At 52.8% G+C, this 22,204-nt stretch carries 26 protein-coding genes; 11 read left to right on the plus strand and 15 right to left on the minus strand.

What is annotated here, in order from left to right:
* A partial coding sequence (locus QI197_08485) for an adenosine-specific kinase (protein ID MDK2373396.1) occupies positions 1–446 on the minus strand: 446 nt, incomplete at its 3' end.
* 4 nt (positions 447–450) lie between these two features.
* Positions 451–831, minus strand: a complete 381-nt coding sequence (locus QI197_08490) for a metalloregulator ArsR/SmtB family transcription factor (GenBank protein ID MDK2373397.1) — start codon at positions 829–831, stop codon at positions 451–453.
* A gap of 88 nt (positions 832–919) precedes the next feature.
* On the opposite strand from QI197_08490, the gene QI197_08495 reads away from it, so the two are divergent.
* Positions 920–2,014, plus strand: coding sequence for a geranylgeranyl reductase family protein (locus tag QI197_08495; protein MDK2373398.1), 1,095 nt, complete (start codon positions 920–922; stop codon positions 2,012–2,014).
* Positions 2,015–2,017: 3 nt separating this feature from the next.
* On the opposite strand, the gene QI197_08500 is transcribed toward QI197_08495, so the two are convergent.
* Genes QI197_08500 through QI197_08515 form a run of 4 tightly spaced genes read right to left on the minus strand, consistent with a single transcriptional unit; the run spans position 2,018 to position 4,213 of the window.
* Positions 2,018–3,235 (minus strand): Nre family DNA repair protein, encoded by a 1,218-nt coding sequence (locus QI197_08500; protein ID MDK2373399.1) that lies wholly within the window; start codon positions 3,233–3,235, stop codon positions 2,018–2,020.
* A gap of 23 nt (positions 3,236–3,258) precedes the next feature.
* Positions 3,259–3,663: a hypothetical protein gene (locus QI197_08505; GenBank protein ID MDK2373400.1), complete on the minus strand. Its 405-nt coding sequence runs from the start codon at positions 3,661–3,663 to the stop codon at positions 3,259–3,261.
* Entirely contained in the window at positions 3,621–3,878 is a 258-nt protein-coding gene (locus QI197_08510; GenBank protein MDK2373401.1) for a hypothetical protein, read from the minus strand. Before QI197_08510 ends, QI197_08505 begins: the two co-directional genes overlap by 43 nt.
* Positions 3,875–4,213 carry a hypothetical protein gene (locus QI197_08515; GenBank protein MDK2373402.1) on the minus strand — a complete coding sequence of 113 codons (339 nt, stop codon included), beginning with the start codon at positions 4,211–4,213 and terminating at the stop codon, positions 3,875–3,877. Before QI197_08515 ends, QI197_08510 begins: the two co-directional genes overlap by 4 nt.
* 137 nt (positions 4,214–4,350) lie before the next feature.
* On the opposite strand from QI197_08515, the gene QI197_08520 reads away from it, so the two are divergent.
* The 3 genes from QI197_08520 to QI197_08530 are packed head-to-tail and all read left to right on the plus strand — an operon-like array spanning position 4,351 to position 8,920.
* The gene (locus QI197_08520) at positions 4,351–5,298 is read left to right on the plus strand and encodes an ABC transporter ATP-binding protein (GenBank protein MDK2373403.1); all 948 of its coding nucleotides are present in this window, start codon (positions 4,351–4,353) and stop codon (positions 5,296–5,298) included.
* Complete coding sequence (locus tag QI197_08525) at positions 5,295–6,428, plus strand: ABC transporter permease (GenBank protein MDK2373404.1); 1,134 nt, start codon at positions 5,295–5,297, stop codon at positions 6,426–6,428. The genes QI197_08520 and QI197_08525 overlap by 4 nt, the downstream gene beginning before the upstream one ends.
* Entirely contained in the window at positions 6,428–8,920 is a 2,493-nt protein-coding gene (locus QI197_08530; protein MDK2373405.1) for a hypothetical protein, read from the plus strand. The genes QI197_08525 and QI197_08530 overlap by 1 nt, the downstream gene beginning before the upstream one ends.
* Here QI197_08530 and QI197_08535 read toward each other — a convergent pair.
* Positions 8,901–10,343: a CoA-binding protein gene (locus QI197_08535; GenBank protein ID MDK2373406.1), complete on the minus strand. Its 1,443-nt coding sequence runs from the start codon at positions 10,341–10,343 to the stop codon at positions 8,901–8,903. The genes QI197_08530 and QI197_08535 overlap by 20 nt on opposite strands.
* Before the next feature lie 130 nt (positions 10,344–10,473).
* Positions 10,474–10,698, minus strand: a complete 225-nt coding sequence (locus QI197_08540) for a histone family protein (protein MDK2373407.1) — start codon at positions 10,696–10,698, stop codon at positions 10,474–10,476.
* A gap of 190 nt (positions 10,699–10,888) precedes the next feature.
* Here QI197_08540 and QI197_08545 point away from each other — a divergent pair, with 190 nt between their 5' ends.
* Both QI197_08545 and QI197_08550 read left to right on the plus strand, forming a co-directional pair.
* Positions 10,889–11,443, plus strand: a complete 555-nt coding sequence (locus QI197_08545; protein MDK2373408.1) for an RNA 2'-phosphotransferase — start codon at positions 10,889–10,891, stop codon at positions 11,441–11,443.
* A 1-nt stretch (position 11,444) separates the two neighbouring features.
* The gene (locus QI197_08550) at positions 11,445–12,314 is read left to right on the plus strand and encodes an isoaspartyl peptidase/L-asparaginase (protein MDK2373409.1); all 870 of its coding nucleotides are present in this window, start codon (positions 11,445–11,447) and stop codon (positions 12,312–12,314) included.
* Here QI197_08550 and QI197_08555 read toward each other — a convergent pair.
* Positions 12,298–13,293, minus strand: coding sequence for an AIR synthase related protein (locus QI197_08555; GenBank protein ID MDK2373410.1), 996 nt, complete (start codon positions 13,291–13,293; stop codon positions 12,298–12,300). The genes QI197_08550 and QI197_08555 overlap by 17 nt on opposite strands.
* 64 nt (positions 13,294–13,357) lie before the next feature.
* Between QI197_08555 and pheA the strand changes: the two genes are divergently transcribed.
* Positions 13,358–14,179: a prephenate dehydratase gene (gene pheA, locus QI197_08560; protein ID MDK2373411.1), complete on the plus strand. Its 822-nt coding sequence runs from the start codon at positions 13,358–13,360 to the stop codon at positions 14,177–14,179.
* A gap of 48 nt (positions 14,180–14,227) precedes the next feature.
* Complete coding sequence (locus QI197_08565; GenBank protein ID MDK2373412.1) at positions 14,228–14,734, plus strand: type 1 glutamine amidotransferase domain-containing protein; 507 nt, start codon at positions 14,228–14,230, stop codon at positions 14,732–14,734.
* On the opposite strand, the gene QI197_08570 is transcribed toward QI197_08565, so the two are convergent.
* On the minus strand, positions 14,723–15,238 hold the full coding sequence (locus tag QI197_08570) for a DUF367 family protein (protein ID MDK2373413.1): 516 nt from the start codon (positions 15,236–15,238) through the stop codon (positions 14,723–14,725). The two genes, QI197_08565 and QI197_08570, sit on opposite strands and share 12 nt — an antisense overlap.
* A complete protein-coding gene (locus tag QI197_08575) occupies positions 15,235–15,477 on the minus strand; it encodes an Lrp/AsnC ligand binding domain-containing protein (GenBank protein MDK2373414.1) in 243 nt (80 codons plus the stop codon). The genes QI197_08570 and QI197_08575 overlap by 4 nt, the downstream gene beginning before the upstream one ends.
* A gap of 246 nt (positions 15,478–15,723) precedes the next feature.
* Between QI197_08575 and QI197_08580 the strand changes: the two genes are divergently transcribed.
* Together QI197_08580 and QI197_08585 are read left to right on the plus strand one after the other, a co-directional pair.
* The gene (locus QI197_08580; GenBank protein MDK2373415.1) at positions 15,724–15,924 is read left to right on the plus strand and encodes a ribbon-helix-helix domain-containing protein; all 201 of its coding nucleotides are present in this window, start codon (positions 15,724–15,726) and stop codon (positions 15,922–15,924) included.
* Positions 15,925–16,028: 104 nt separating this feature from the next.
* Positions 16,029–16,676, plus strand: coding sequence for a hypothetical protein (locus QI197_08585; GenBank protein MDK2373416.1), 648 nt, complete (start codon positions 16,029–16,031; stop codon positions 16,674–16,676).
* A 5-nt stretch (positions 16,677–16,681) separates the two neighbouring features.
* On the opposite strand, the gene QI197_08590 is transcribed toward QI197_08585, so the two are convergent.
* Together QI197_08590 and QI197_08595 are read right to left on the minus strand one after the other, a co-directional pair.
* A complete protein-coding gene (locus tag QI197_08590) occupies positions 16,682–17,866 on the minus strand; it encodes a hypothetical protein (protein MDK2373417.1) in 1,185 nt (394 codons plus the stop codon).
* Positions 17,859–19,280 (minus strand): ATP-binding protein, encoded by a 1,422-nt coding sequence (locus QI197_08595; protein ID MDK2373418.1) that lies wholly within the window; start codon positions 19,278–19,280, stop codon positions 17,859–17,861. Before QI197_08595 ends, QI197_08590 begins: the two co-directional genes overlap by 8 nt.
* 79 nt (positions 19,281–19,359) lie before the next feature.
* Between QI197_08595 and QI197_08600 the strand changes: the two genes are divergently transcribed.
* Positions 19,360–20,448: a polyprenyl synthetase family protein gene (locus QI197_08600; GenBank protein MDK2373419.1), complete on the plus strand. Its 1,089-nt coding sequence runs from the start codon at positions 19,360–19,362 to the stop codon at positions 20,446–20,448.
* Here the strand turns inward: QI197_08600 and QI197_08605 are convergent, their stop codons facing one another.
* Both QI197_08605 and QI197_08610 read right to left on the minus strand, forming a co-directional pair.
* Complete coding sequence (locus QI197_08605) at positions 20,449–21,711, minus strand: hypothetical protein (protein MDK2373420.1); 1,263 nt, start codon at positions 21,709–21,711, stop codon at positions 20,449–20,451.
* Positions 21,677–22,204 (minus strand): hypothetical protein (locus QI197_08610; GenBank protein ID MDK2373421.1); only part of this gene is annotated, 528 nt, incomplete at its 5' end. The genes QI197_08610 and QI197_08605, both read right to left, overlap by 35 nt.

Genomic DNA, 22,204 nt, shown 5'->3' on the forward strand with positions numbered 1-22,204 from the left:
CTCACATCCTCATCAGATTCCACTCCCGTGGGAGTACCTCCATCTATCACTCCTAGTATCCCCCTTCCATCGCCCACATCAGCCACTACAACCTTCAACGGGTTAGCCGTAGCCGCGTAAAGGGTAACCATCTCCGGTAACTGCTTCAGGCGGGGAAGGACGTTTATGGGCCAAGCATCTTTAATGATTATGACCAAGCAATGGCCCGCGGCTATCTTCTTGGCCCTCTCTACAGCTTCCTCGATCAGCTCGGGGTCGTTACCCGCCTTCCTTATGAGTCTAGGTCCAGATGACTCGCAGAAAGCGAATCCGAACTTAATACTTGAGCAGGAATCGGCCAAAGCCTCGTAAACGTCCTCAACAGTCTTGATGAAGTGAGAGGTCGCTATTATGATGTTGGTACCCTCGGGTGGGGTGACATCCACGACTTCCAACTTCAGATCCAAGGGATCACCCCCTCACTATGGATCCTATATTATTGAATAAATCTAACAGGGCATCCTTTTGGAGCTTGTATACCCTGAACTTACCCCTCACCGTTTCCTTAACTAGACCAGCCGTCTTGAGGTCGGACAGATGATGGGAGATGAGCGATTGGTCCTTCTCCAATATGTAGGATATCAGGCAGACGGGCATCTCGGAAGCTGCCAGCAGTAATATAATGTCTAACTTTGTTGTATTGGACAAAGCCTTGAAAGCCCAAGCCATTCTTTCCTTGTCCTCTAGCTTCTCTAGATTGTCCAGAGCCCTGTCGATCTTCTCTACGTATTCCCTGATGTCCTCTATACATCTTCGGGGGACCCTCTTCAGTACCTCCTCTACTCTACCCATGATTTAACACCGTTGAACAATTGTTCTTTCATTAGATATATATTTTCCCTCGCAATTTTAAAGGACCGTTTGGAGCGACGGTGGGAAAATGTGGGATGTTGCCATAGTCGGAGCTGGGCCTTCAGGATCAACCGCGGCTTACCTACTAGCTAAGATGGGTTTCAAGACATTACTCTTGGATATAAGGAGCTTTCCCCGACCAAAACCCTGTGGTGGGGGGATAACTTTGAAGGCAGCTAGGCTGCTCGAGGAACTGGGCCTACCTTTAGAGCCGGTGGAGGCCCTTCACAGGGAAGTGGTAGTTGCTGGCTTCGGACGTGAGGTAACGGTAAGCACCCCACCGGGCGAGTTCGCCATAGCCTTGGTGAAGAGGGAACTCTTCGACCACAGGCTCCTCGAAAGCGCTGTAGGAGAGGGAGTCGAATTCGTCAGGGCCAAAGTGAGCGCTGTAAAGGTATTTGATAGCAGCGTGAAACTGATCGGGCCTGGAAAGGAGGCTAAATTCGTGATTGGGGCTGACGGTGCGAACTCCATCGTGGCTCTAACGTCGGGGGTTAGAAGAGGCTGGAGGAGGGATGATGTGATAGTGGCCATGGAGGGAAGCGCTCCCCTGCAGGACAGATTGATTTTCATGGTAGATGCAGCGCCCTACGGGTATGGCTGGATATTCCCGAGGAGCGAGGACTCCAATGCCGGAGTGGGGGGAATGTCCGAGAAGTCTCGTGAGATAATGGAGGCCTTCAGGGAGTTCTCATCTAGGTTCAACGTTAGAATGAACGGATCTTGGATAATACCGGCTGGCGGTCACGGCAAACCAATCGCGAGGAATCGCGTGCTTCTAGTAGGAGATGCAGCTGGTCTCGCAGATCCTCTCACAGGAGAAGGGCTCTATTATGCATTTAGAAGCTCGTTAGAGGCAAGTAAGGCTCTCGAAAGTGATTCCCCGGCTGAAAACTACAGTGAGAGGATGAAACCGATTCTAGAGGAGTTAAAGGCGAAGAGAAGGGCTGCTCGCTTGATAATGCCCAGGATGAAGTTCTTCTTCGAGCTGTTCGTCTCATATCCGGAGATAGCTAGGAGGTACATGCTCTCATCCATCGGCAAGGTCGAGTTCAGGGATTTCTGGAGGTGGGCGATCTCAAGAGTGCCCAGAGCCCTCATAAAGAGTAAGCTTGGGATATAATTACTACTCCAGAAACCCCTCCAATGAGGTCCACCTCTTCACGAATCTCAAAAGCCGAGAACTCCGGAGGATCGGAGTTAGATCGAACCTCACCTTACCCCTGAGGAATCTGAGCGCTTCATCCAGCTCGCCGAACCTCGCGGGCTCCGAAGAGAGCGCCATCCTCATCCCCTCCCTCACCTGCCAGACCCCCACAGGAGCGTAATACTCCGGCCCTATCTCCCTGATGGCTAGAACTGAAGCCTGCCTCCTCATCGACCTCAGCTTCTCCAGAACGGCTATTCTCATGGCGTAGTGACCTCCATCCATGTAATCCAAACCCGTGCGGGTGTGCTCCCCGTTGATCAGTACGTGAGCTTCTCGAGAGGACCGAGTCCACAGACCTCTAGGCAGCCAAGCCTCCACGATCTCCAGAATGTAGGGGCCGGGAACGATTAACACGAAGTACCTGTTCCCCTCATAACTACTCCGGAAAAGTAGTATGTCCCCAGCGTAAGGAGGCATCTGCTCGACGAGCCTCCTCAACCAGTTCCCGACCATGGAATCCACCGCGGTTATCGCCCATCTCGTGGGAACCAACCTCCTCCTTCCCCGAATACCCAGGGAGCCTAAGGAGAGGACCTTGGAGATGGAATAAACATCTACACCCTTCCCGTAGAGCTCTACGATACCCTCGGCGGCACTCAGATCCCTGTCGTAAACGCTCCTCTCTATCGGAGTCGGTATCTTCGGCTCTTCAGCGAGTTTTACCCTTTCTACAGGGGCTGTCGGGCCTAGTGGCGTGAGGAGACCGTCGAAGGAGATCCTAGGAGTCGGAGGTCTCTTAAGCTTGGCCTCCATCTCGACGGGAACCTCGCTTAGAAGGGCCCATCTGACCTCCTCGACCTGCGGTTCATCCACTCTCCTCACATCCATTATAAAGTGAGCGTAAACTTGCGAGGAGAACCTGGAAATCATGTAACTGAGGGACCTCCTTATCCACAGGGCAGGGCGCTCAGGGAGATCCGGCTCTCTTAGAGCTACCATGGGACCTACGGACACCCTCGGATATCCCCTCTCACCCACGAGGGCCGAAGGGGGTGAGGGACCCTCCACCAAGTTGGTCTTAGGGACCTTCGCCTGAGACTTGACTCTCTCTAGAATGGGGCACTTGGACAGGCCGCATAGCAACTTAGTTCCCTTGCACCTGACGCAAAGGGATGGGTCTATCCTAGAGGGCACAAATAAGAGTTACATGGGGGAAATTAATCGTTGATTTCAACACCTAGCTTAACCCTGTAGACCTTCCCCCTCCCATCCACCCTCTCCACGAACCCTTTCTCCTCGAGGATCCTCAATCTCTCCGATATTATCCTCCTAGAGGCCGATCCCCTTAGCTTCCTGACCTCCTCCGTGAGCTGGGATATGTTGAGCGGCCCCTTCGTGGCGAGGGCCCTGATTATACTCCTATCTATGTCTCCCGTCACCAGCTGGGCCATTCTCTCCACCTTCGCGACGCTTCCCAGTATCGAGGCGTACGCCCTCAAGAGTGACTTGTACACCTCCAAGCTTCTCAGGTCAGCTTCCGCGGATTCCATCCTGATCTCGAGCCTGTCGAGCCGCTCTATTATCTTGAACAGCAATTCTTTGATCTCATCGAGCTCCCCCATCCTACAACTCCTCCTATATCGGGGACGATTATCTCCAAGAGCTCTCGACATACTCCCTCGCTGAGACCCGATGATCTGAGTTCTTTCAGAGCCGATCTCCTAGCTAGACTCTTCCTCACCTTATAGGCTCCTAGGAGGTAGAGGACCCTCAGGGCCAGCGGCGACAGCGATCCTATCAGCAATAGAATCTCTATCGCGGCCCTGAGGCGCCTCAATCCTCTTCCCCTTTCATTACGGACTTGAGCACGGACATCGGGTTGATGAAGTGCTCCTTAGTGAGCTTGAGGGCCAGATCCTCAGGTATGCCCTGATCCACGAGCTCCTTGTAGAAGGAAGCTATGGCCCTAGCTCTCTCCCTAGCCCTCTCAGGGTTGTAGGTGAGGTCCATTATCTCCCTAAGGGGTTCGATCAGGCCCTTTAACAGCCCGGGAACCTCGCTCCTGAGGACCGAGAATACCTCTCTGAGCTCCTCTGCATCCTCGTCGACTGAGAGTCGCGCGCGAGAGAAGAGTTCCCTCCTCTTTTTCGCAACCTCCCTATCCTCATCCATTACCTACCACCAACTCTAACCCCTGATCACGACCTATAAGGTGATTGCAAATCTGTGGTCACTATGTGGCCGCTCACGACCGCCAAGGGTTATTTCAAATTATGTAATTTTATACCTATGAAGTGCATGTCATCCCGATGCTAGAGGCCCGAAGATTAGAGGAGCAGCCAGAGCTGGCAGTGGAAGCTAGGGACTTAACCAAGAGATTCGGCAAATTCGTTGCTGTCGATCACATAAACTTGGAGATAAGGCGAGGGGAGAACTTCGGCCTCTTGGGGCCGAACGGGGCAGGGAAGACCACGACCATAAGGATGATAACCGGGGTCATAAAACCGTCAGAGGGCTACGTGAAGGTCTTCGGCATAGATGTGGCCAAGGAGAGGAAGAAGGTCCTAAAGTACATAGGGTACATGCCCCAGAAGTTCAGCCTGTATGAAGATCTCACGGTAGAGGAGAACATAAGGCTATATGGCCGCCTCCAAGGGTTGACCGGATCTCTACTCAAGGAGAGAGTCAAGGAACTGCTGGAGAGATTCTATCTCTGGGAATTCAGGAGGAGGCTCGCTGGGAAGCTCAGTGGAGGGATGAAACAGAGGCTGGCGCTTGCCACAGCGCTAGTACATGACCCGGCCCTCCTGATTCTGGACGAGCCCACCGCTGGAGTTGATCCCCCCCTCAGGCGGAAGTTCTGGGAGCACTTCAGGGAGCTAAATAAGGAGGGCAAGACAATACTGGTCACCACTCACTACATGGACGAGGCTGAGAACTGCGACAGGTTGGCTCTGATGAACAGGGGCAGGATAATCGCAGAGGGTACTCCTAGGGAGATAAAGAGGAAGGCATTGGGAGGAGATCTAGTGGAAATAATCTTTGAGGGTCGTCTAGATCCATCTACCCTCCCAGGAGTCAAGTATGTCACGGAGGACTCCGGGGAGAGATACCTTCTGGTGGTGGAGAATGCAGGAAGGGATCTCCCTAAGATAGTGAAGAAGGCCGAGGAGTTGGGGGCGAGGATACTGGTGGCCTCACCAGTACATGTGAGCCTAGAGGAGGCATTCATCAGGTTCATGGGTGAATCCGAATGATAAAGCTGGAGGAGAGCGTGAGGAAGGGACTTAGGATAATACCAATAGTCGACAAGGAGATAAGGCAGCTCATCAGGGACCCCAAGACTATACTCATGGTCCTCCTGATGCCTATAACCGTGACTGTCCTCTTTGGATACGGATACGGTGGTAAAGGCGCTGGGAAATATCCAATCACTGTAGTAGACCTAGATGGCGGAGATGGAGCCTTCAAATTCATACAGGAGCTCAGAAACTCCAAGATGTTCGAGATAAAGGCCATATACAAATCTAAGGGTCAAGGCTTCTCCTCAGTGTACTCTGGTAAGGTTTACGCGAGCCTGATAATCCCAGAGACCTTCACTGAGGATCTGATGAGGGGTAGACCTACTAGGGTGGAGCTTTATTACGATGCCAGTAACCCGACAGTGGCCCAGATAATAATGCAGGCAGTCGGAGTGGTCACTCAACGGTTTCAGGAGTGGACCGCAGCTCAATTCGGTACGTTCGCCATAACACCGATGTTTTACACTGTTTACGGCCCCAAGATAAAGAAGATAGAGAGCTTCATCCCAACGCTCATGGCTATGATATTGCAGATGGTTCCAACAAGCTTGATATCTGTATCAATCTGCAGGGAGAGGGAGAAGGGAACGTTCGAGCAGTTCATTATGACGCCAGTGAGTGTCTTCGACATAGTATTCGGTAAATTGATCGCATACTTCTTCGCAACAGTATCTGATGCTATACTGAGCCTTTTCACGGCAATGCTGCTATTCGATGTTAAGCTTAAGGGCTCCTTCTTTGACATGACCGTGGTATCAACAGTATTTCTTCTAAATTCCCTGAGTTTGGGTCTATTAATATCCGTCTTCTCCAGAAATCAGCTTCAAGCCTATCAGGCCAGCATATTCTCGTTCATAATATTCATGCTCTTCAGCGGAGTATTGATCCCGGTTGACGTTCTCAGTTCTGAGGCTAAGCTCATCGCATCCTTCGTCCCAATGTACTACTTCGTGACAGCTTTTAGGAATGTTTCCCTCAAGGGATGGAGCTATTTCATGGTTCTAGACCAACTGATGGTAATTAGCGTGTTTACATCCGCCTTTCTCGCCCTCTCCCTGAGATTCCTGAGGATGGAGGTGATGTGATGAGCAGAGTCGCACCGATCGTTACAATGGTTCTCTTACTGCTACCTATGCTCTCAGCAATGGGTGACTCTCCTTCCTATCTAAAGATAGAGGATTCGTACTGGAGCGGCTTTCTAGTTCCTGGAATGGTAAACACCTTCACCGTAGAGCTGAAGAGCCTTTACCCCGGATCTATAAGGGAAATCTCCTCCACCCTCACTATCCACGACATGGCTGGGTCTGATTACTCAGGGAACTTCTCCTATACAGGGTCCCTCTTTGAGGGGCAGGTACTCGTCATGGACTTTAGGGTGTTCGTCCCCGCGAATGCGGACGCGTCTCACTACAGGGCGACTCTGGAGGTAAACTTCACGGCGGACGATACGCCCGAGACCGAAGCATTTGACCTCTATGTGACGATCCACGGTACCCCCCAAGTTAGGTGCTCCCTATCTGCCACTGCTAAGCCAGGCAGGCCTGCTAAGGCCCAACTCACCCTATCCAATTACGGTGACGGTGTAGCTAGAAGAGTCAGAGCTGTGATAAGACCTGCATCACCTAATGTCCAAGTTTCCTCCCCAGTAGAGGCTGGAATTATCAATCCGGGAGAGAATAAGGAATTTCCTGTCACTATATACGTCGGCGACTCCGCAGACGAGGCCGTGACCTTAACGGTCACGGTAACTTGGGAATCTCAGGTGGGGGCCGGAGGCCAGTATACATGCGTGCAAAATGTGGTCATCTCAGAGGTGCCACCTCGAGGTCTATTCTTGACCACCAACACCACGACCTTGGAGCCGGGTAAGGTGAATAAGATATATCTCTTCATCGAGAACAGAGGGGGGGATGCCTTTAGAACGACTTTAACTGTTCAATCACCTCCGAATACCGCTGTGCGCGGATCTAATAAGGTGGACATTGGTAATATAACCTCAGGGAATTCCGTATGCGTTCCTATAGATCTCTTCGTGGATCCAACTGTCAGAGGACCCCTGCAGCTGCTGGCCACTGTGGACTGGTTCGACTCAGGATCTGAACACCGCATGAATACTGCAACTTTAGGATTCTACGTGGAAACGACTTCAGGGCCTTATCTCGTGGCCTACACGGATAGGAAGGTGCTAACTCCAGGGAGTCAGGATACGGTGGACATAATTCTGAGGAACGAGGGGGAGGAGATGGCTAGATCCATAAGAGTAAGCTTCGTTCCCTCCAAGGACTTGGCGCTCCTGTCCCCTAGCGGAGTCGATATAGGAGATTTAGAGCCGGGACAGGGGGTTGAGATAACTGTGCTAATATCTTCACCTAATGTGAGTTACGGAAGCTTGGTGATGACCCTTCAAATCTCCTACTTGGATGAGCATGATAGGCCTAGGGAGCAGATAATACCCTTATCATTCATAACTGAGAGTCCAAAGGCTCCACTGATCTCCGTATCGCCGTTGGATACAGAGCTGATGGTGGACGAGGTCAGCAGCATCCGGGTGAAGGTGGTAAACGAGGGAGGATTGGCTAGGAACTTGGTGGTGAAGTTGGCCTTGCCCTCCCCTGAATTGGGTGCTATAGTGGGTGAGGACTACACTTACATAGAACAGCTTGACCCCGGGGAGTCGGTGATCAGGGAGTTCTCGGTGTATCTGTCACCTCAAGCCTATGGGGCTGTTCAATTCTTAGTTCACGCAAGTTATGAGGATGAAGCCGGGATCCTCCACAGTGATCTACTCTCGTTTGGCGTGAGAGCAGTGGGAAAGCCTCAGATCGAGGTGGCTCACGTGTCCACAGTCCCATCTTCCGTATACCCCGGGGATACGAATGTGAAGCTAATTGCGGTTCTGACCAATGTGGGTAATTATGTCGCCAAGGACTTTAGGATCATACTCAAGCCCATTCCCGGGGTGATGGAACCATCTTCCCCGGGAACCGACGCATTCCTCATACCTGCACTACCTCCCAATCAAGCGGTGGACGTCACATTCCTCATAGACATAGAGGAGAGCGCTCGACCAGGCAGATATGAGGCCATACTAGTGTCTAAACTCGGGAATACAACGATACCCATTCAAATAGATGAGAAGGCTAGGTTCAAACTGCTCGAGCTCTCCATTCCAGGCAAGCCCAAACCGGGGGAGAGGGGTGTGAAGCTGACGGTTGTGATAAAGAACGAGGCCAGAGTGACGGCTAAGGACGTGGTTCTAGAGGTCATAACTCCTTACTTGGTTGGGACAACCTCCTTGGCCTTAGGGGAGGTGCCACCTAGGTCCAAAGCATCGGCCATAATGGAGGTGGATATAGATGAGAACGCTCCTGAGAGAGTGCCGATGGACATTAAGATCTCTTGGAAGCAGGACGGTCGCTCACTCTATCAGACGATCCACACGGAATTGGAATTAGAGGCTGTAAGGGGAGTGTGGTGGGGAGAGGGATACTTGGGCCTCATAGCACTATCCATTGTAGCCGTCGGTGCCCTGATAACAATCCCACTGGTGAGGAGGTTCATCTCGGGAGGTTCTTAGCCCTCCCAAACTCTACTAGGGCCTTCATGGCCCTCACAGCCCTCTCCGACTCCGGGTATGCGGGTATGCCCTCCCTTTCGAAGAGCTCCCTGAACTCCCTGGCGTACTGCGACGAGCCAACGTCCATGGCCACCACGGGCTTGTCGTATCCCTTAGATAATTTGGCTAATTTGCTCGGGAGCTCAGCAGTGACGCCGGGAACGTGGTGGAGCGCGAGAACGATGATGCCATCTACGTTATCGTCCTCCAGTAGGATCTTCATCGACTCTACGAAGGACTCGTCCGTTGCACTTCCCGTGAGGTCAACGGGGTTACCTGTGGCGGCTATCGGGGGTATGACTTTCCCCTCCTTGAGCTCTTGAAATCTTTTTTGACTCTCCTCAGTTAGGTCAGATAGTTTGAGACCGAGCGCTTCAGTCTCATCGGCAGCCATCACTCCAACTCCGCCGCCATCGGTGAGTATGGCTATTCTATCACCCTTTGCTGGTGGCTGCATAACCAAGGCCTTGGCGGCGTCGAACAGTTCCTCCATGTCCTCAACCCTTATCACTCCCGCCTGCTTGAAAGCCGCATCGTAGACGGAGTCACTTCCAGCCATTGCCGCTGTATGGGAGCTGGCGGCTCTGGCACCAGCGCTCGTCCTCCCAGCTTTGAATACTACTATCGGTTTTTCCTTAGTTATCTCCTTGGCGAGCTTCAGGAATTCCCTTCCTCTATCAATGGATTCAGCATAGATGAGGATGACCTTTGTCTCCTCATCGTCCTTCAGGTACTTCAATACATCCACCTCGTCTACATCGAGCTTGTTCCCATAGCTAACGAATTTAGCCAGCCCTATGCCTTCTCCATGCATGTAGTCCAAGCAAGCAACCCCGAAGGCGCCCGACTGGGTGCTGAGTGATATGTTACCCGGCTTGGGTCTGGGAGACGAGATATATTTCCTCCCTAAGAACTCCTTCTTGACCGGTAGGAACATCGTGTCCACGCCCGTGGAGGGGACCACCACTCCCACGCAGTTGGGTCCAATGACCCTCATCCCGTACTTCTCTCTGATGCTCTCAAGCATTTTCTGGAGCTTCACCCCCTCCCCTCCCACCTCGGCGAATCCCCCGCTTATCACTATGACGTTCTTTATGCCCTTCTTCCCGCATTCCTCCATGGCTGGTGGTGTATATTTAGCTGGAGTGACCAAAACGGCTAGGTCGGGGGTCTCGGGTATATCCAGCACCGATTTGTACGTGGGAACTCCCAGAATCATCTCATCGGATTTCGGATTGACCGCGTAGAGCTTGCCCTTGTAGATCCCTCTTTGAGAGTTCTCCACCATGATCCTCAGCAGCTCGTATCCTATCTTACCAGGAGTCCTCGATGCTCCCACGATCACCATTGATTTCGGGTTGAAGAAGCTCTCTATCGAAGACACCTTACTCCACCAAGCCTCCCCCTAGTGCCATAATAAAGAGATTTCACGGTATACTACTATCGAATGGGAGGGTCGAATATACCTGAGATTAAGAAAAAGGGAAGGCCCGGGCGGAAAAAGGGCCGGGAGCTTATGTCTTCCAGACAGCCCTAACAGCCAGCTCGATGTCGTCGCCGGTTACGGTCTTCCTATTGGCATGCTTGGCGAGGCTAACGGCGTGCTTGCTCACTTCCATGGCAAACTTCTCCATGTAATGCTCCAGTCTCTCAACGGCAGCGTCACTAACCCTCTCAGCACCGGCCTCCCGGATTATCCTCCCGATGGGAGCTAAAGGTAGATACCTCGTCTTGGGCATAAGATAAGGGATCTCAGGTTAAATAAAAAATTTCCCCTTCAAAGCTATGAGAGGGCTCTACTCAGGAGGGTAGCTTATAACTTCGATATCATCATCTTTACACTGAAATCCATTTAATTTAACATCCGGGATCTTAGGAAGTAGGGAAATTACAAGTTCACTTGGAATAAATGGAGAGGTGTTATTAATTATGGCGAGGAGAGTAAGAATTAGCAAATTGGTATCGCTACTACTGAGGCATAGACCGGACTTAGGTGGATTGTCGCCAGATGAGAGAGGGTTTGTCCCACTCGACGATCTCCTAGACTCTGTAGTTACAATTATGAGGGAAAAATGCTCTAGGGAAGAGGTCTTAGACGTCATAATGAGCGATGAGGAGAGGTTTGAGGTAGTGGACGGAATGGTGAGGGCTAGGTATGGCCACAGTTTTACTGTCACATACGATAGGCCCCTTCCTCTGGACGAGGTCCCCGACATACTGTATCACGGGACCACCCTCAGCTCCCTAGGATCAATATTGAGGGAGGGGCTCAAGCCGATGGGTAGGGGATACGTCCACCTCTCTCTCACCAAGGAGAGGGCCTTGAAAGTGGCAAAAAGGAGAAGAGGACCTCACGTCATCCTCAGAATAAGGGCTAGAGATCTCGCTAGGGATGTACCGCTGTATAGACCATCGCGCCTGACCTTCTTGGTGAAGAGGGTTCCTCCCGAATATATAGAAGTGGAGGAGGTAGTCAGGGGGTAATTTGGATCCGGTCATAATAGTACACGGTGGGGCTTGGGACATACCTCCGGACCTTTTGGAACCCAGCGTTCTCGGTGTGGGGAGGGCAGCCCGTGAGGGATTCAAGTTACTGCAGGAAGGATATTCAGCCTTAGATGCTGTTGAGCGAGCGGTTGCAATAATGGAGGACAATCCAACGTTCGATGCGGGTGTAGGATCCGTTCTCAACTTGGAGGGATACGTGGAGCTGGATGCCATAATAGTGGACGGGGCTTCCCTGAGGTTCGGTTCTGCCGCGGCTGTTAGGCGCATTAAGAACCCTATCTCTTTAGCTAGGGCCATAATGGAGGAGATGGAGGAGATGATGTTCGTCTCCGAGGGTGCCGAGAGGGTTGCCTTGGAGTTGGGGTTCGAACTGATAGATCCCGAGGAGCTGATCGTTGAGAGGGAGCGTGAGGCTTGGAAGAGGAGGATCTCTAGTGTAAGGGGGACCGTCGGTGCCGTCGCTCTGGATACCAATGGCAGGATAGCGGCCGCCACCTCCACGGGTGGCGTGCCCCTCAAGAGGCCGGGCAGGGTAGGGGATACTCCACTCATAGGGTGTGGGGCCTACGCCAACGAGCTAGGTGGGGCGAGCTCCACTGGGCAGGGAGAGCCAATAATGAGGGTAATGCTATCCAAACTCGCTGTGGATTTCTTGGCTAGGGGGCTACACCCCACAGAGGCCGCTCAGAGGTCTCTCTCCTTCATGGCCGATAGGACGGGAGGTTGGGGTGGCGTAATAGTCCTAGATAACAGAGGGAAGGTGGGATACGCCCACACCTCTAAGAGGATGGCGGTCGCCTACTCCATAGACGGGGATGTAGTGGCGAAGATCAGCTCACTTGAGTGAGATCAGGGTAGGGATCCCTAACCTCCTCCGGACTTGGAAATTCCCTCACTTCCCCCTCTGCGACAAACTCTCTCCCCTCCTTCCTGAGCTCGCCGATAATCCTCACGACGAATCCGTGGGATTCCATGAGATCCTTGAGGAAACCTAAAGGTAAGTTGCCCGGGATGGCGGCCAGCACCACGCCTGAGCTTGAGGCAGCCATGGGATCAAACCCCCTCTCCCGACCCAGCCTTAGGAGCTCCGGCGGAAAGGGAATGAGGTCCCTGTTCACGGTGAAGCCGAGCTCAGCAGCATCTGCAAAGTCATTCAGGAGTCTTATAAGCCCGCCCTCCGCTCCATCCTTCATACCGTTTACCCTCGAGAATAGAACAAGGTCTCTAGCTGAATCCACGGCAGTTAACATCCATCTAGCTCTTTTCCATCTCTCCACAGTCCTCTTGCCGAACCTTCCCTCTAGGAGCGCGGGGTTGAAGTGAGCGATGCCGTACAGCAACTCAGCTCCAGGTGTGCCGACTAGGAGTAGCCTATCCCCGACCCTAGCTAGCTTGGGCGTCACCGGCTCCCTGACCTCTCCGATCACCGTCGTGACGACGACGGGCTCCTTCACCGACTCGTACCTACCGGTGTGCCCAGTTATCACAGTTACGCCGTACCTGTAAGCCTCCCAGTCTATCCCCTTAGCTATCCTCAGAGCTAGATCGTCGCTAGCGTCTGCCGGCAGGAGTATGGTGCTGGTCATTAGCTTGGGCTCAGCCCCCAAGACCGCCACATCCGATGCGGAGAAGTGAAAAGCGAAGTAGCCGAGATCCTCATCAGGCACTCCTAAGGCCGGATCGGTGGCGTACACCCTCGTCAGGCCCATTAACCTCTCCGCCCCAGCATCTATGCTGGGATGCGGAGGAACAGCTATGTTCCTGCCGAGCCTACCGACATATTTCGTTATTTCCTTCAGTAAGGATCTCCCAGCTTTTCCCTCCATTTCTCGGGATGTGCGGATGGCTTTAATGATAACATTTTTCAACGCTCTTTCCAGTTGTGGAGGGATGAAGGTAGCCATCCAAGGAGAGAGAGGGTCGTACAGCGATGAAGCGGCCAAAAGATTCTTTGAGGATAGGGAATACGAACCTCTGTCTAAAAGGTTTTTGGAGGAAGTGTTCGATTCAATAGAGTCTGAGGAGGCTGACTACGGTGTCATCCCTGTTGAGAATTCCAGTACGGGGAGTATTAGGAAATCCTTAGACCTCCTACTGGAAAGGGACATTAAGGTCGTGGGCGAGATAAAGGTCCGAGTGAGGCACGCCCTGCTTGGGGTGAAGGGCGCCAGATTAGAGGATGTTGAGGTGGTGTACTCCCATCCGGAGGCAATATCTCAGTGCGAGGGATTCCTCAAGTCCCGGGGATGGAGGGTAATTCCGAGCTTCGACACTGCAGGGGCAGCTAGGGAAGTGGCCGAGCAGGAGGATAGGAGGAAGGCCGCGATAGCTAGCGAGAGGGTGGCTGAGCTTTATGAATTAGAGGTGCTCGCTAGGGACATTCAGGACCTGCCCCACAACACCACTAGGTTTTTCGTGATCACTAAAGAAGGGAAGTGGCCTAGGGACGCTGACACCACATCCGCCTTCTTCGCCACGAGGCACGTGCCGGGCGCCCTGTGGAGGGCACTTGGAGTGTTCGCTAGGAGGAACATCAACCTCTTATGGCTTGAATCCAGACCTATAAGGAGGGAACCTTGGAATTACTCGTTCTTCGTGGAATTCGAGGGGTCTCTATGGGAAGAGTACGTGAGGGATGCCCTCGAGGAGCTGAAGAGCGAGTCGATATGGGTGAAGGTGCTCGGGACCTATAGGAGGACCTCGGTCTTCTAGTCTTGAAACCATAAATTTTGGCTTCTGTAATGAACACCGGTGATGAGCATGGCGAGGATAGCCATACTAGTGCACGACAGGGTGGAGGATGACGAGTTCACCTTCCCATTCTATTACTTCAAGTGGAGAGGTCACGAGGTGGTAGTGGCATCTCCGCTGGACGAGTTCGGAAGCAAGCACGGCTGCAGGAAGTGGAAGCCTGATGTGAAGACATCGGACCTGAGGGCCAACAATTTCGATGCTTGCATAATCCCGGGAGGCTACAGCCCCGACAAGCTCAGGCTCGACGATCACACGCTGATGTTCGTTAGGGAGATGCTCAAGGCGGGGAAGATCGTCGCTGCTATATGCCACGGTCCTCAAGTGCTCATCTCGGCCAAGATCGTGAGAGGGAGGAAACTGACCTCGGCTAGGCAGGTCAGAGACGACTTGGTGAACGCTGGCGCCGAGTGGGTGGATGAACCGGTAGTTGTTGATGGGAACTTGATCACTTCCAGATATCCTATCGACCTGCCGGGCTTTGTTGAGGCTATAGAGAGGGCCCTAACCCGCTAGCTCCTTCCTAAACCTGTCGTCCAAGGCTCTCACATCCTCCTCATTATTTTCCCCGCGAGAGTATGCCTCTAGCCTCTCATAGTTCAGGAAAATGAACTCAGGACCCCATTTAAACGGATCGAGTAACTCCAAGGCCTGCTCCTTGCAGCCCAGTATGTAGAGACCCGCGGCTAAGGCTTCCACCGTGGATAATTTCTCAGGCACCCCGTAATTTATGGGGTTAGCTGCTACTAGGAAGGGCAGCCTCCTCTGTTTCCCATGAGGCCATCTAACTGACTCTACCTTACGCCAAGAGGCGTCCACAGCTACTATGCCCCTAGTCCCCTCCTTGTCAGCGGGCGATAGGAACCTATGGGAGAGCGGGTTCAGTACAACTAAGGAAGGTCCTCTACTAGGTCTGTACCTCTCGGCAAGCCCCAGCCTAAGGAGCTTCGAGCCTGTTGCCTTCTTGGGATCGTCTTGATGGAGCCTGAGGACTATTACTTTGATCCTCTTGGGGCTCACTTCAGCTTCTCCAGTACGATGAACGTAACAGTGTTCTCCACACCCTCCTGACTCCTCAGGCTCTCTATTATCCTAGCTAGCTCGAAAGTGTTAGCTGCCTCCACTCTCAGGAGGAAATCAAACTCGCCTGTAACATAGAAGACCTCCTTGACCTTCTCGTTCTCTGGGAATACCTTCTTCAGATCGGTCGTGCTAGAAGGCTTTACGCTTATAGCTATAAACGCCTCCAACATACCCATCCCAGATCCCTCTTTTCCCCCTTCTGGATTAGTGCATAGGCTCCTAAATAAACTATACTTCACTTGCCTCCGGATGCGCGGGAGGCGAGGCGTGTACCTCGCGGCTGCAGATTGAACTTTTTAAGTCAACCCATCGCGGTACTGGCAGCTGATAGTGCTCCCGACTTGTTTTCGTCATATGTCGTTTCGAATTTCTACAATAATCGCTTATATAGAGGAGCCGTTCAGAACAGGTAAGGTGAGAGAATGAGCCAGCAGGTATCGCTGCAGGTTGACAAGGAACTCATCGATGCCATCGATGCCCTCGTGTCGGAAGGTATGTTTAAGAGCAGATCCGAGGCCATTAAGGCGGCCCTTATGGGATTCATAAGGACGAAGAATGCCGAGAGAGTGAGAGCGGTATATGAAGAGTTCATATCGGAAGCTGTATCCAGCTTCAGAAGGTGATTTTTGAACTAAAACACTGATCATCATCTATATTAACGATTATCCTGATGCTTCCTCACTGTTTTTATCATCCTATCCCCCTCACTAGGGGAGGGATTACCGCTGTGATCGCCGCCAAACTGTTCAGAATCCCGGACTACGATCCGAGCAAACTAATAGAATCACTTTCAAACTGGAGGGAGGAGATAGAGAGGGAAGGAAGGACTCTCCTAACCACTTTTGAGTCTCTGGAGTCTTCCGGTGACGAGGTCTCCGGAACCCTAGCTAGGGACAGATTGGTCAGGAGGAGATCCCGGAGAGGTATCTCACTGACAGTGGAAACCCAGTATGCCGACTTCCTAACCTTCAAGGTTGAAAGCCCATTCATCATGGTGTTTGGAGGGAGGAAACTGGCTGAATTCGTGGCATTCAAGGTTACTGAGGCCTTGAAGAGAGAAGGAGAGTTCGAGCACTGTGTACTCCCGGAGGCAGTCCTAGAATCCCTCAGCGAGGGGACTAGGGTGGCGCACTTCGAGGACCTCAGAGGCTTGGGAATCAGGAAGATAGCTATCTATGGAGAGAATCTCGAGGATCTAAATCTTTACAAGGAGATAAAACGCTTGGGTAGGCTTTCCTATATACAATTCTACTCTTCAGAGCTGGGCGGGTCCGTAGGACTGTCCAAAGACTTCTCCATAATAGCCTACGGGGGAGTGGATAGGAGGTCTCTGGTGGAGTACGTGAGGTCCCTGCTCACCGAGGTTGTCTGCTGACCGCATTACTCTCTCCTGTAAAACAGATGGAGCTTCTGAACGTTCTGCAAGGACACCAGATCCGCTCTTCTACCCCTGAACTTCAGCCTGCTTAACCCCTCAGATTCGGAGGCCACCCTCAGGGCATCCAGCATGACCATCTCCGGTCTGATGGACTTGGCGTGCTCTATACAGGCGGTATCAGCTAGGTTAATGAAATCCGGATAAGACGGACCTCGGGTGCTATCAGCGGAGAAGGAGGAGAACTCCCACATGTCCACATTGAACCCAGTCAGCTTGACCACCGGGGCGCCGCTGGCTCTCGGCCTGTAAAAAGACACCTCCACCTCATTGAAGAGGGGAAAGTCCTCCAACCTCTTATTCATCCTCTTTATGTACTTCTCCTTTCCCCTAACCATGGAAGAGAAGTAGGAGACAATGAACCTCATACCATCGAACTCTTCCCCATACTTCCCAGCGGAGAGGAACTCTCCTGGGTCGAGCATGAGCCAGGCCAAGACGGGATCAGATAGCAGGTCCCAGGCCACACCTTGAGGTACTCCTTCAGGCCGAGAGTTCACTATCTCGAGGAGCTCCTTCCCCAAATACCTGTAAGCGATGAGGGACGTGCTTATCCTCTTCACGAGCCCCACCAAACCCCTATCTTTCTTTTCGGCTAGTTCCAACACCTCGTGAGATAGGCTAGTTATCCCAGTACGCCTCCTCAGTTCAAGCACGGCATCCGCTGGTGGGAGGTCACCATCCCTCACCACCACATCGTAATCACCCCTATGGATCAGGATATCCCTGATCAGAAGCAGTTCCTCTTTTTTCGCCCTCACCGAGACTATGGCATCGCTGGGATCCTCATCCTCGTCCCTCAGACCACTCCTCACGGGCTTCAATCGGAATACGGGACGTGAAGGCTTGGGATAGGTCACGGCAGTGAGGAGGATGAACCCCGCCCTCAACCCTCTCAGTGAGAGTGTTGGTGAGAATGTGGAATCTACGGCGATGACCTCGTACTCCTTGTGGGACTCGCTCAGCTCGCGGACATCTCTCCTGACGATGGATGCAATCCTCTCGTACACGGGCAGTAGATATTCCCAAGCCTCTCTCATACTGCCAGCAATTTTCCTAGCCTTCTCCAACGCTACAGAATACACATCCGGATCTAGGAGATCCTCACCCCATTCCTCCCTCTCATCCATGGTACTCACCGAACGTGTGCACCAGTATCGGCCTCCTGAACGGAGATAGTAGGCCCGTAACGTAGAAGTCCCCTGTTCCTAGTACCCCGATGTCTATGCTTCCCAGACTGACGACCTTACCTATGTCCTCGAGGTCACTGGACGACTGCAGGGAGCTGAATACTACGCTGTTTATGTTCGCCCTGATGTTCATGTCTAGGTCGGATACCCACCTCTGACTCACGAGTATCAGCCCGATCCCCCATTTTCTTCCCCTCCTCGCCACATCCGAGAGGGCCTCTGTGGGCGGCTGTCCTCTAGCGTAAACTTGGGCCTCGTCGACCACTATAGCGACATCCAACCTCTCACCGCTCCGTTCTGCCCTCGCCATGAGCCCTGAAACCACACCCCTCATTATGCCGTACCTAATGGGCAGGGTCTCCGAGCTTATGTCTAGGACCGTGAGATCCCTGTTGAGGATCAGATCCACCAGATCATCTATACCGTACTTCCTCCCGTTGAACGATCCCAAGCTGACTCCTGACTTGACGAGCCTGAAAAGGGACTTGGCAACTGTGTGCTCCCTCCTCTTGAGGTACCCCATGACGAGCCTTAAGATCGCTATGAAGGATTCGTCTTCCCACCTGACTCCCATAGGACTCTTATCCCTCAACCCTAGGATGGTCGACATGTCAAACTGCCCGTTCCCGAAGCCAAGTGACTCCATGAATTCCCTAGCTTTCCCGACGTCGCCCTCGCTGTACAGGTAGGCGTAGAGGGCCACCTCAACATCATCCAAGTACTCCTTCCCCAGCACCTTGTTAGCCATCACCTCGGCTAGAGAGAGCATGTCCGGGAACACGTCCGCATCGGGTATGGTCTCCTCCCTGAAGAAGGGGGCGTAGTCAGCGCCGGTGTGATCGAATATCACGACCCTCTTACCTACCTTCACGAGCTCCCTCACCAAGAGTCTCACTAGATGGGATTTGCCCGATCCTGTGGAGCCGACTACGGCTATGTGGTAATCGACAGCCCTGGGATCTAGCGGGAGGGGCCATCCGGAGGAGGGGTGCTCTCCGATGAATATCGGATCTTCAATGAACTTCAGATCTTCCAGATCCCCCCTCTCCACTTTGTATACGGGAGTACCGGTTGGAGTAGCCGTCAGAACCCTGGGATCAAACCTGCCACTCGTAAGGGACCCGTACAGCTCTACGCTGGCGTTCAGATACTCGTAAGCCCGGACTGCCTCCACATTCGTAGGAGTGAAGGGCGAGTAGGGGGACATGGTGGGATTGGCATAGGATACACCCCGGACCACACCAAGGAGCCCGTCGCCCACCAACACCAAGTCGTTAATCAGGACCTCCTCCTCAAGCCTCACTGTGACCCACTTGGTGGAGGTTCTACCGACAACGAATCCGACTTCCCTCATTTGGGAGAAGCCTAGGCCTAGAGCGATAAAAATCTATGGACGCTCGCTTTGGGGAGCTCTATCCGACATATATTTATGCATGGGAGAGATACTGGGAGCGGTGTACTTAATGGACATCGAAAGGGAGCTTAAGGAGAACAGGAAGATCGTTGACTCCCTCATTGAGGGAAGGTTTCCTAAGAACATCGACGTCGAGTACCTGACATGGTTAGCTGGTGAGGCCCCCTACTCCTACGACCCTGATGTTATCCAGAAGACCATATTCGAGCCCATGTGGGATCTCCTCTCTAGAGGTGGCAAAAGGTGGAGACCTTGGCTCTTCATCATACTGGCCAAGAACCTCAAAGTCGACTTAGAGAAGTATCAAGAGCTGGCAATCATAGTGGAACTCTTACACAACGGCTCCCTTATCGCCGACGATATAGAAGACGGAGCCGAGGTCAGGAGGGGCGATAAAGCAATTCACGTCAAGTATGGCCTCGATATAGCCGTGAACTTGTCCTCAGCCATGTACTTCATGCCCCTACGCATTCTCATGGAGATGGATGTGGACGACTCGACCTTCAGGAGGTTGATCAACGCCTACTTAGAGGATATGATAAGGATACACTTGGGCCAAGCGACTGACATTGGGTGGCATCGTGGGCTCAAGGATCCGGAGGAGATAACAGTCGACCACTACCTCCAGATGTGCGCCAACAAAACCGGGGTACTCCCGAGGCTCGCAGCTAGGTTCGCGGCCATAGCCGCTGGCCTCAGCGAGGAAGAGGAGGAGAGGCTGGGGAGATTCGCCGAGACCATAGGCGTAGCCTTCCAGATACAGGACGACATAATGAATGTGACCGGCGCCGAGAAGCTGGGCAAGGCCTTCGGCGAGGACATAACCGAGGGTAAGGTAACCCTCATGGTCATACACGCTCTCTCAAAGGCGAGCGAAGAGGATAAGAAGAGGCTGAAACACATCCTTTCCCTACACACTAGGGATGAGGCTCTCATAGAGGAGGCCATATCCATCCTAAGGAAATACGGGTCGATTGAGTACGCTAAGGAGTTCGCGAGGAACATGATAAGAGAATCGTGGTCCAGTGTGGAAGGGCTCCTCCCCGACAATGAGTACAAGGAGAAGTTAAGGAATCTCGCCAATTTCTTGGTTGAAAGAGAATTTTGATCATTTTTGAATGAGGAGGCTCCTCCTCACCTCATGTTCCAGCTTCTTGGTCTTTATTACGGATGCTAACATTACCAATACAGCCGATACCTCGTAGAGTATGACCAGTCCAGCGTAGCTCGTCACGAAACCGCCCAAGAGAGCACCAATTGACCAGCCGAGCGATCTCACGAAGTTCACCTGTCCGAGGTATTCCAGTGAGACCCTCAAGCCCCTCCTAGATATTGAGACCATGATGAAGGACCATGTGGCCCCGTCGAGAATCATGAACGCTATGAAGTACTCGAATGGGGAGAAGATACCGAGTAGAACGGTTGGGACGCTGAAGAGCATGGCCGACCTAGCGAGGAGCGAGAGATTCAAGTTCCTTACCTCATCTCCCCTCCCTGCCCTCTTGTAGAGTGTACTGGAGACAAGAGAGCTCAGGGCCGACAGCAGGTAGATGTGGGAGTTGTTCAGGCCTAAAGCCTTCTGGACTCCAACAAGCTGCGGGTAGGCCAGTCCCAGACCCATGAAAGCCAAGAAAACCTTCAGGCTGAAGGGCACTCCTACCTTGGGCAGGCTCAGCAGTATATAGGCCGGCTTCTGGAATAGGGTCCCCCTGGCAACCCTAGACATGAGGGCCATTGTCCATTCTAAGGCCTCCTCCTCCGCGCGGTGAACTGCTTCGATGCCCTCCTCTATTATGGGGAGGAGGCCTATCTCCTCCTCGTAGGCCTTCCTCAATATGCTCAGGACAGGTATCCTCAGGGAGGCAACGATGAGTGGTATCAGGAGGAGGTCTATCAGAACGCTCAGCAGGGCCAGCCCCTCTATATTCATCGAGTGGAGGATGAAAGCCCCTAGGAAGAGTCCGGAAAGCCAGGCCCATCCGGATACTGATTCATACGATGAAGAGGCCTCCGATGGATCCTTAAGCTGATCGTAGGCATAGAAGAGTCCCGAGAAGTACGAGATGGGGGAGAGAAAGGCAACCAAGAACGAGGCAAGGAGAGCAGCATAGACATCTGGATAGCTGACTACCAGTCCAGGCACCACGAGGGAGAGATGTCCTAAGGCTATCCCCGGCACATGCCTCTCCTTCGGTGCCAAAGCCCTAGTCCAAGTGAGGTTACCTACCATGAGTCCTAGGTACATCAGGAAGAAAGAGAGTGAGAGGTGTTCGGGCCCTCCCCCGTATTCTAGGACTGCGAGCGGTGCCAGCTGATAGAGTATGGAGGAGAGGAGCCTATGGGGGATAGAGGCCGTTTTCCACCTCTCCATTCTTCCTCTCACTTTCCTTCCCCAAGATCTCCCTTAATATTGATTTGATGTAGGGTCTCAACTCGTCCTTGAGCACCAAGCCCAAGGCTATGCCCACCGCCACCCCTATGGAGATGGTGATCGCCGCAACAGCTATCACCACAGTCTGGACGAGCAGGCTGACATCTATTCCCGCAGTGGAAAGGGCGGCGATGGTGAATACGGCGATGCTCGCGAACTTGAACAGGGACCCGAAGAACTCCTTCCCGGCTAAGGTGGAACCAAGTACGTGCTTCTTCACTATACCTCCGACGATAAGCCCGATGAATACGAGGAAGAGGCCGGCTAGTATCTTTGGTGAGTGTTCTACTAGGGCCCTAGCCGAGTCGGCTAGGACGCCGGAGCCCAGATTCTCGGCAGCGACTCCTATGAAAAGGAGGTAGATGTACCACTTGACTAGCCCAGCGAGGAGACCGGAGGGACTTATGCCGTACAGTTCGTCCATGAGGCCCTT

The sequence above is a fragment of the Thermoproteota archaeon genome (genome assembly GCA_030130125.1).
GTDB lineage: Archaea > Korarchaeota > Korarchaeia > Korarchaeales > Korarchaeaceae > Korarchaeum.

What these genes read in the sequence shown, in the direction of transcription:
- QI197_08525 (MDK2373404.1), top strand. Translation starts at nt 5,295, where the DNA reads ATGATAAAGCTGGAGGAGAGCGTGAGGAAGGGACTTAGGATAATACCA.
- QI197_08580 (MDK2373415.1), top strand. Translation starts at nt 15,724, where the DNA reads ATGAGCCAGCAGGTATCGCTGCAGGTTGACAAGGAACTCATCGATGCC.
- QI197_08605 (MDK2373420.1), bottom strand. Translation starts at nt 21,711, where the DNA reads ATGGAGAGGTGGAAAACGGCCTCTATCCCCCATAGGCTCCTCTCCTCC.
- QI197_08600 (MDK2373419.1), top strand. Translation starts at nt 19,360, where the DNA reads ATGGGAGAGATACTGGGAGCGGTGTACTTAATGGACATCGAAAGGGAG.
- QI197_08495 (MDK2373398.1), top strand. Translation starts at nt 920, where the DNA reads ATGTGGGATGTTGCCATAGTCGGAGCTGGGCCTTCAGGATCAACCGCG.
- QI197_08520 (MDK2373403.1), top strand. Translation starts at nt 4,351, where the DNA reads ATGCTAGAGGCCCGAAGATTAGAGGAGCAGCCAGAGCTGGCAGTGGAA.
- QI197_08565 (MDK2373412.1), top strand. Translation starts at nt 14,228, where the DNA reads ATGGCGAGGATAGCCATACTAGTGCACGACAGGGTGGAGGATGACGAG.
- QI197_08545 (MDK2373408.1), top strand. Translation starts at nt 10,889, where the DNA reads ATGGCGAGGAGAGTAAGAATTAGCAAATTGGTATCGCTACTACTGAGG.
- pheA (MDK2373411.1), top strand. Translation starts at nt 13,358, where the DNA reads ATGAAGGTAGCCATCCAAGGAGAGAGAGGGTCGTACAGCGATGAAGCG.
- QI197_08540 (MDK2373407.1), bottom strand. Translation starts at nt 10,698, where the DNA reads ATGCCCAAGACGAGGTATCTACCTTTAGCTCCCATCGGGAGGATAATC.
- QI197_08505 (MDK2373400.1), bottom strand. Translation starts at nt 3,663, where the DNA reads ATGGGGGAGCTCGATGAGATCAAAGAATTGCTGTTCAAGATAATAGAG.
- QI197_08575 (MDK2373414.1), bottom strand. Translation starts at nt 15,477, where the DNA reads ATGGGTATGTTGGAGGCGTTTATAGCTATAAGCGTAAAGCCTTCTAGC.
- QI197_08530 (MDK2373405.1), top strand. Translation starts at nt 6,428, where the DNA reads ATGAGCAGAGTCGCACCGATCGTTACAATGGTTCTCTTACTGCTACCT.
- QI197_08590 (MDK2373417.1), bottom strand. Translation starts at nt 17,866, where the DNA reads ATGGATGAGAGGGAGGAATGGGGTGAGGATCTCCTAGATCCGGATGTG.
- QI197_08595 (MDK2373418.1), bottom strand. Translation starts at nt 19,280, where the DNA reads ATGAGGGAAGTCGGATTCGTTGTCGGTAGAACCTCCACCAAGTGGGTC.
- QI197_08490 (MDK2373397.1), bottom strand. Translation starts at nt 831, where the DNA reads ATGGGTAGAGTAGAGGAGGTACTGAAGAGGGTCCCCCGAAGATGTATA.
- QI197_08555 (MDK2373410.1), bottom strand. Translation starts at nt 13,293, where the DNA reads ATGGAGGGAAAAGCTGGGAGATCCTTACTGAAGGAAATAACGAAATAT.
- QI197_08515 (MDK2373402.1), bottom strand. Translation starts at nt 4,213, where the DNA reads ATGGATGAGGATAGGGAGGTTGCGAAAAAGAGGAGGGAACTCTTCTCT.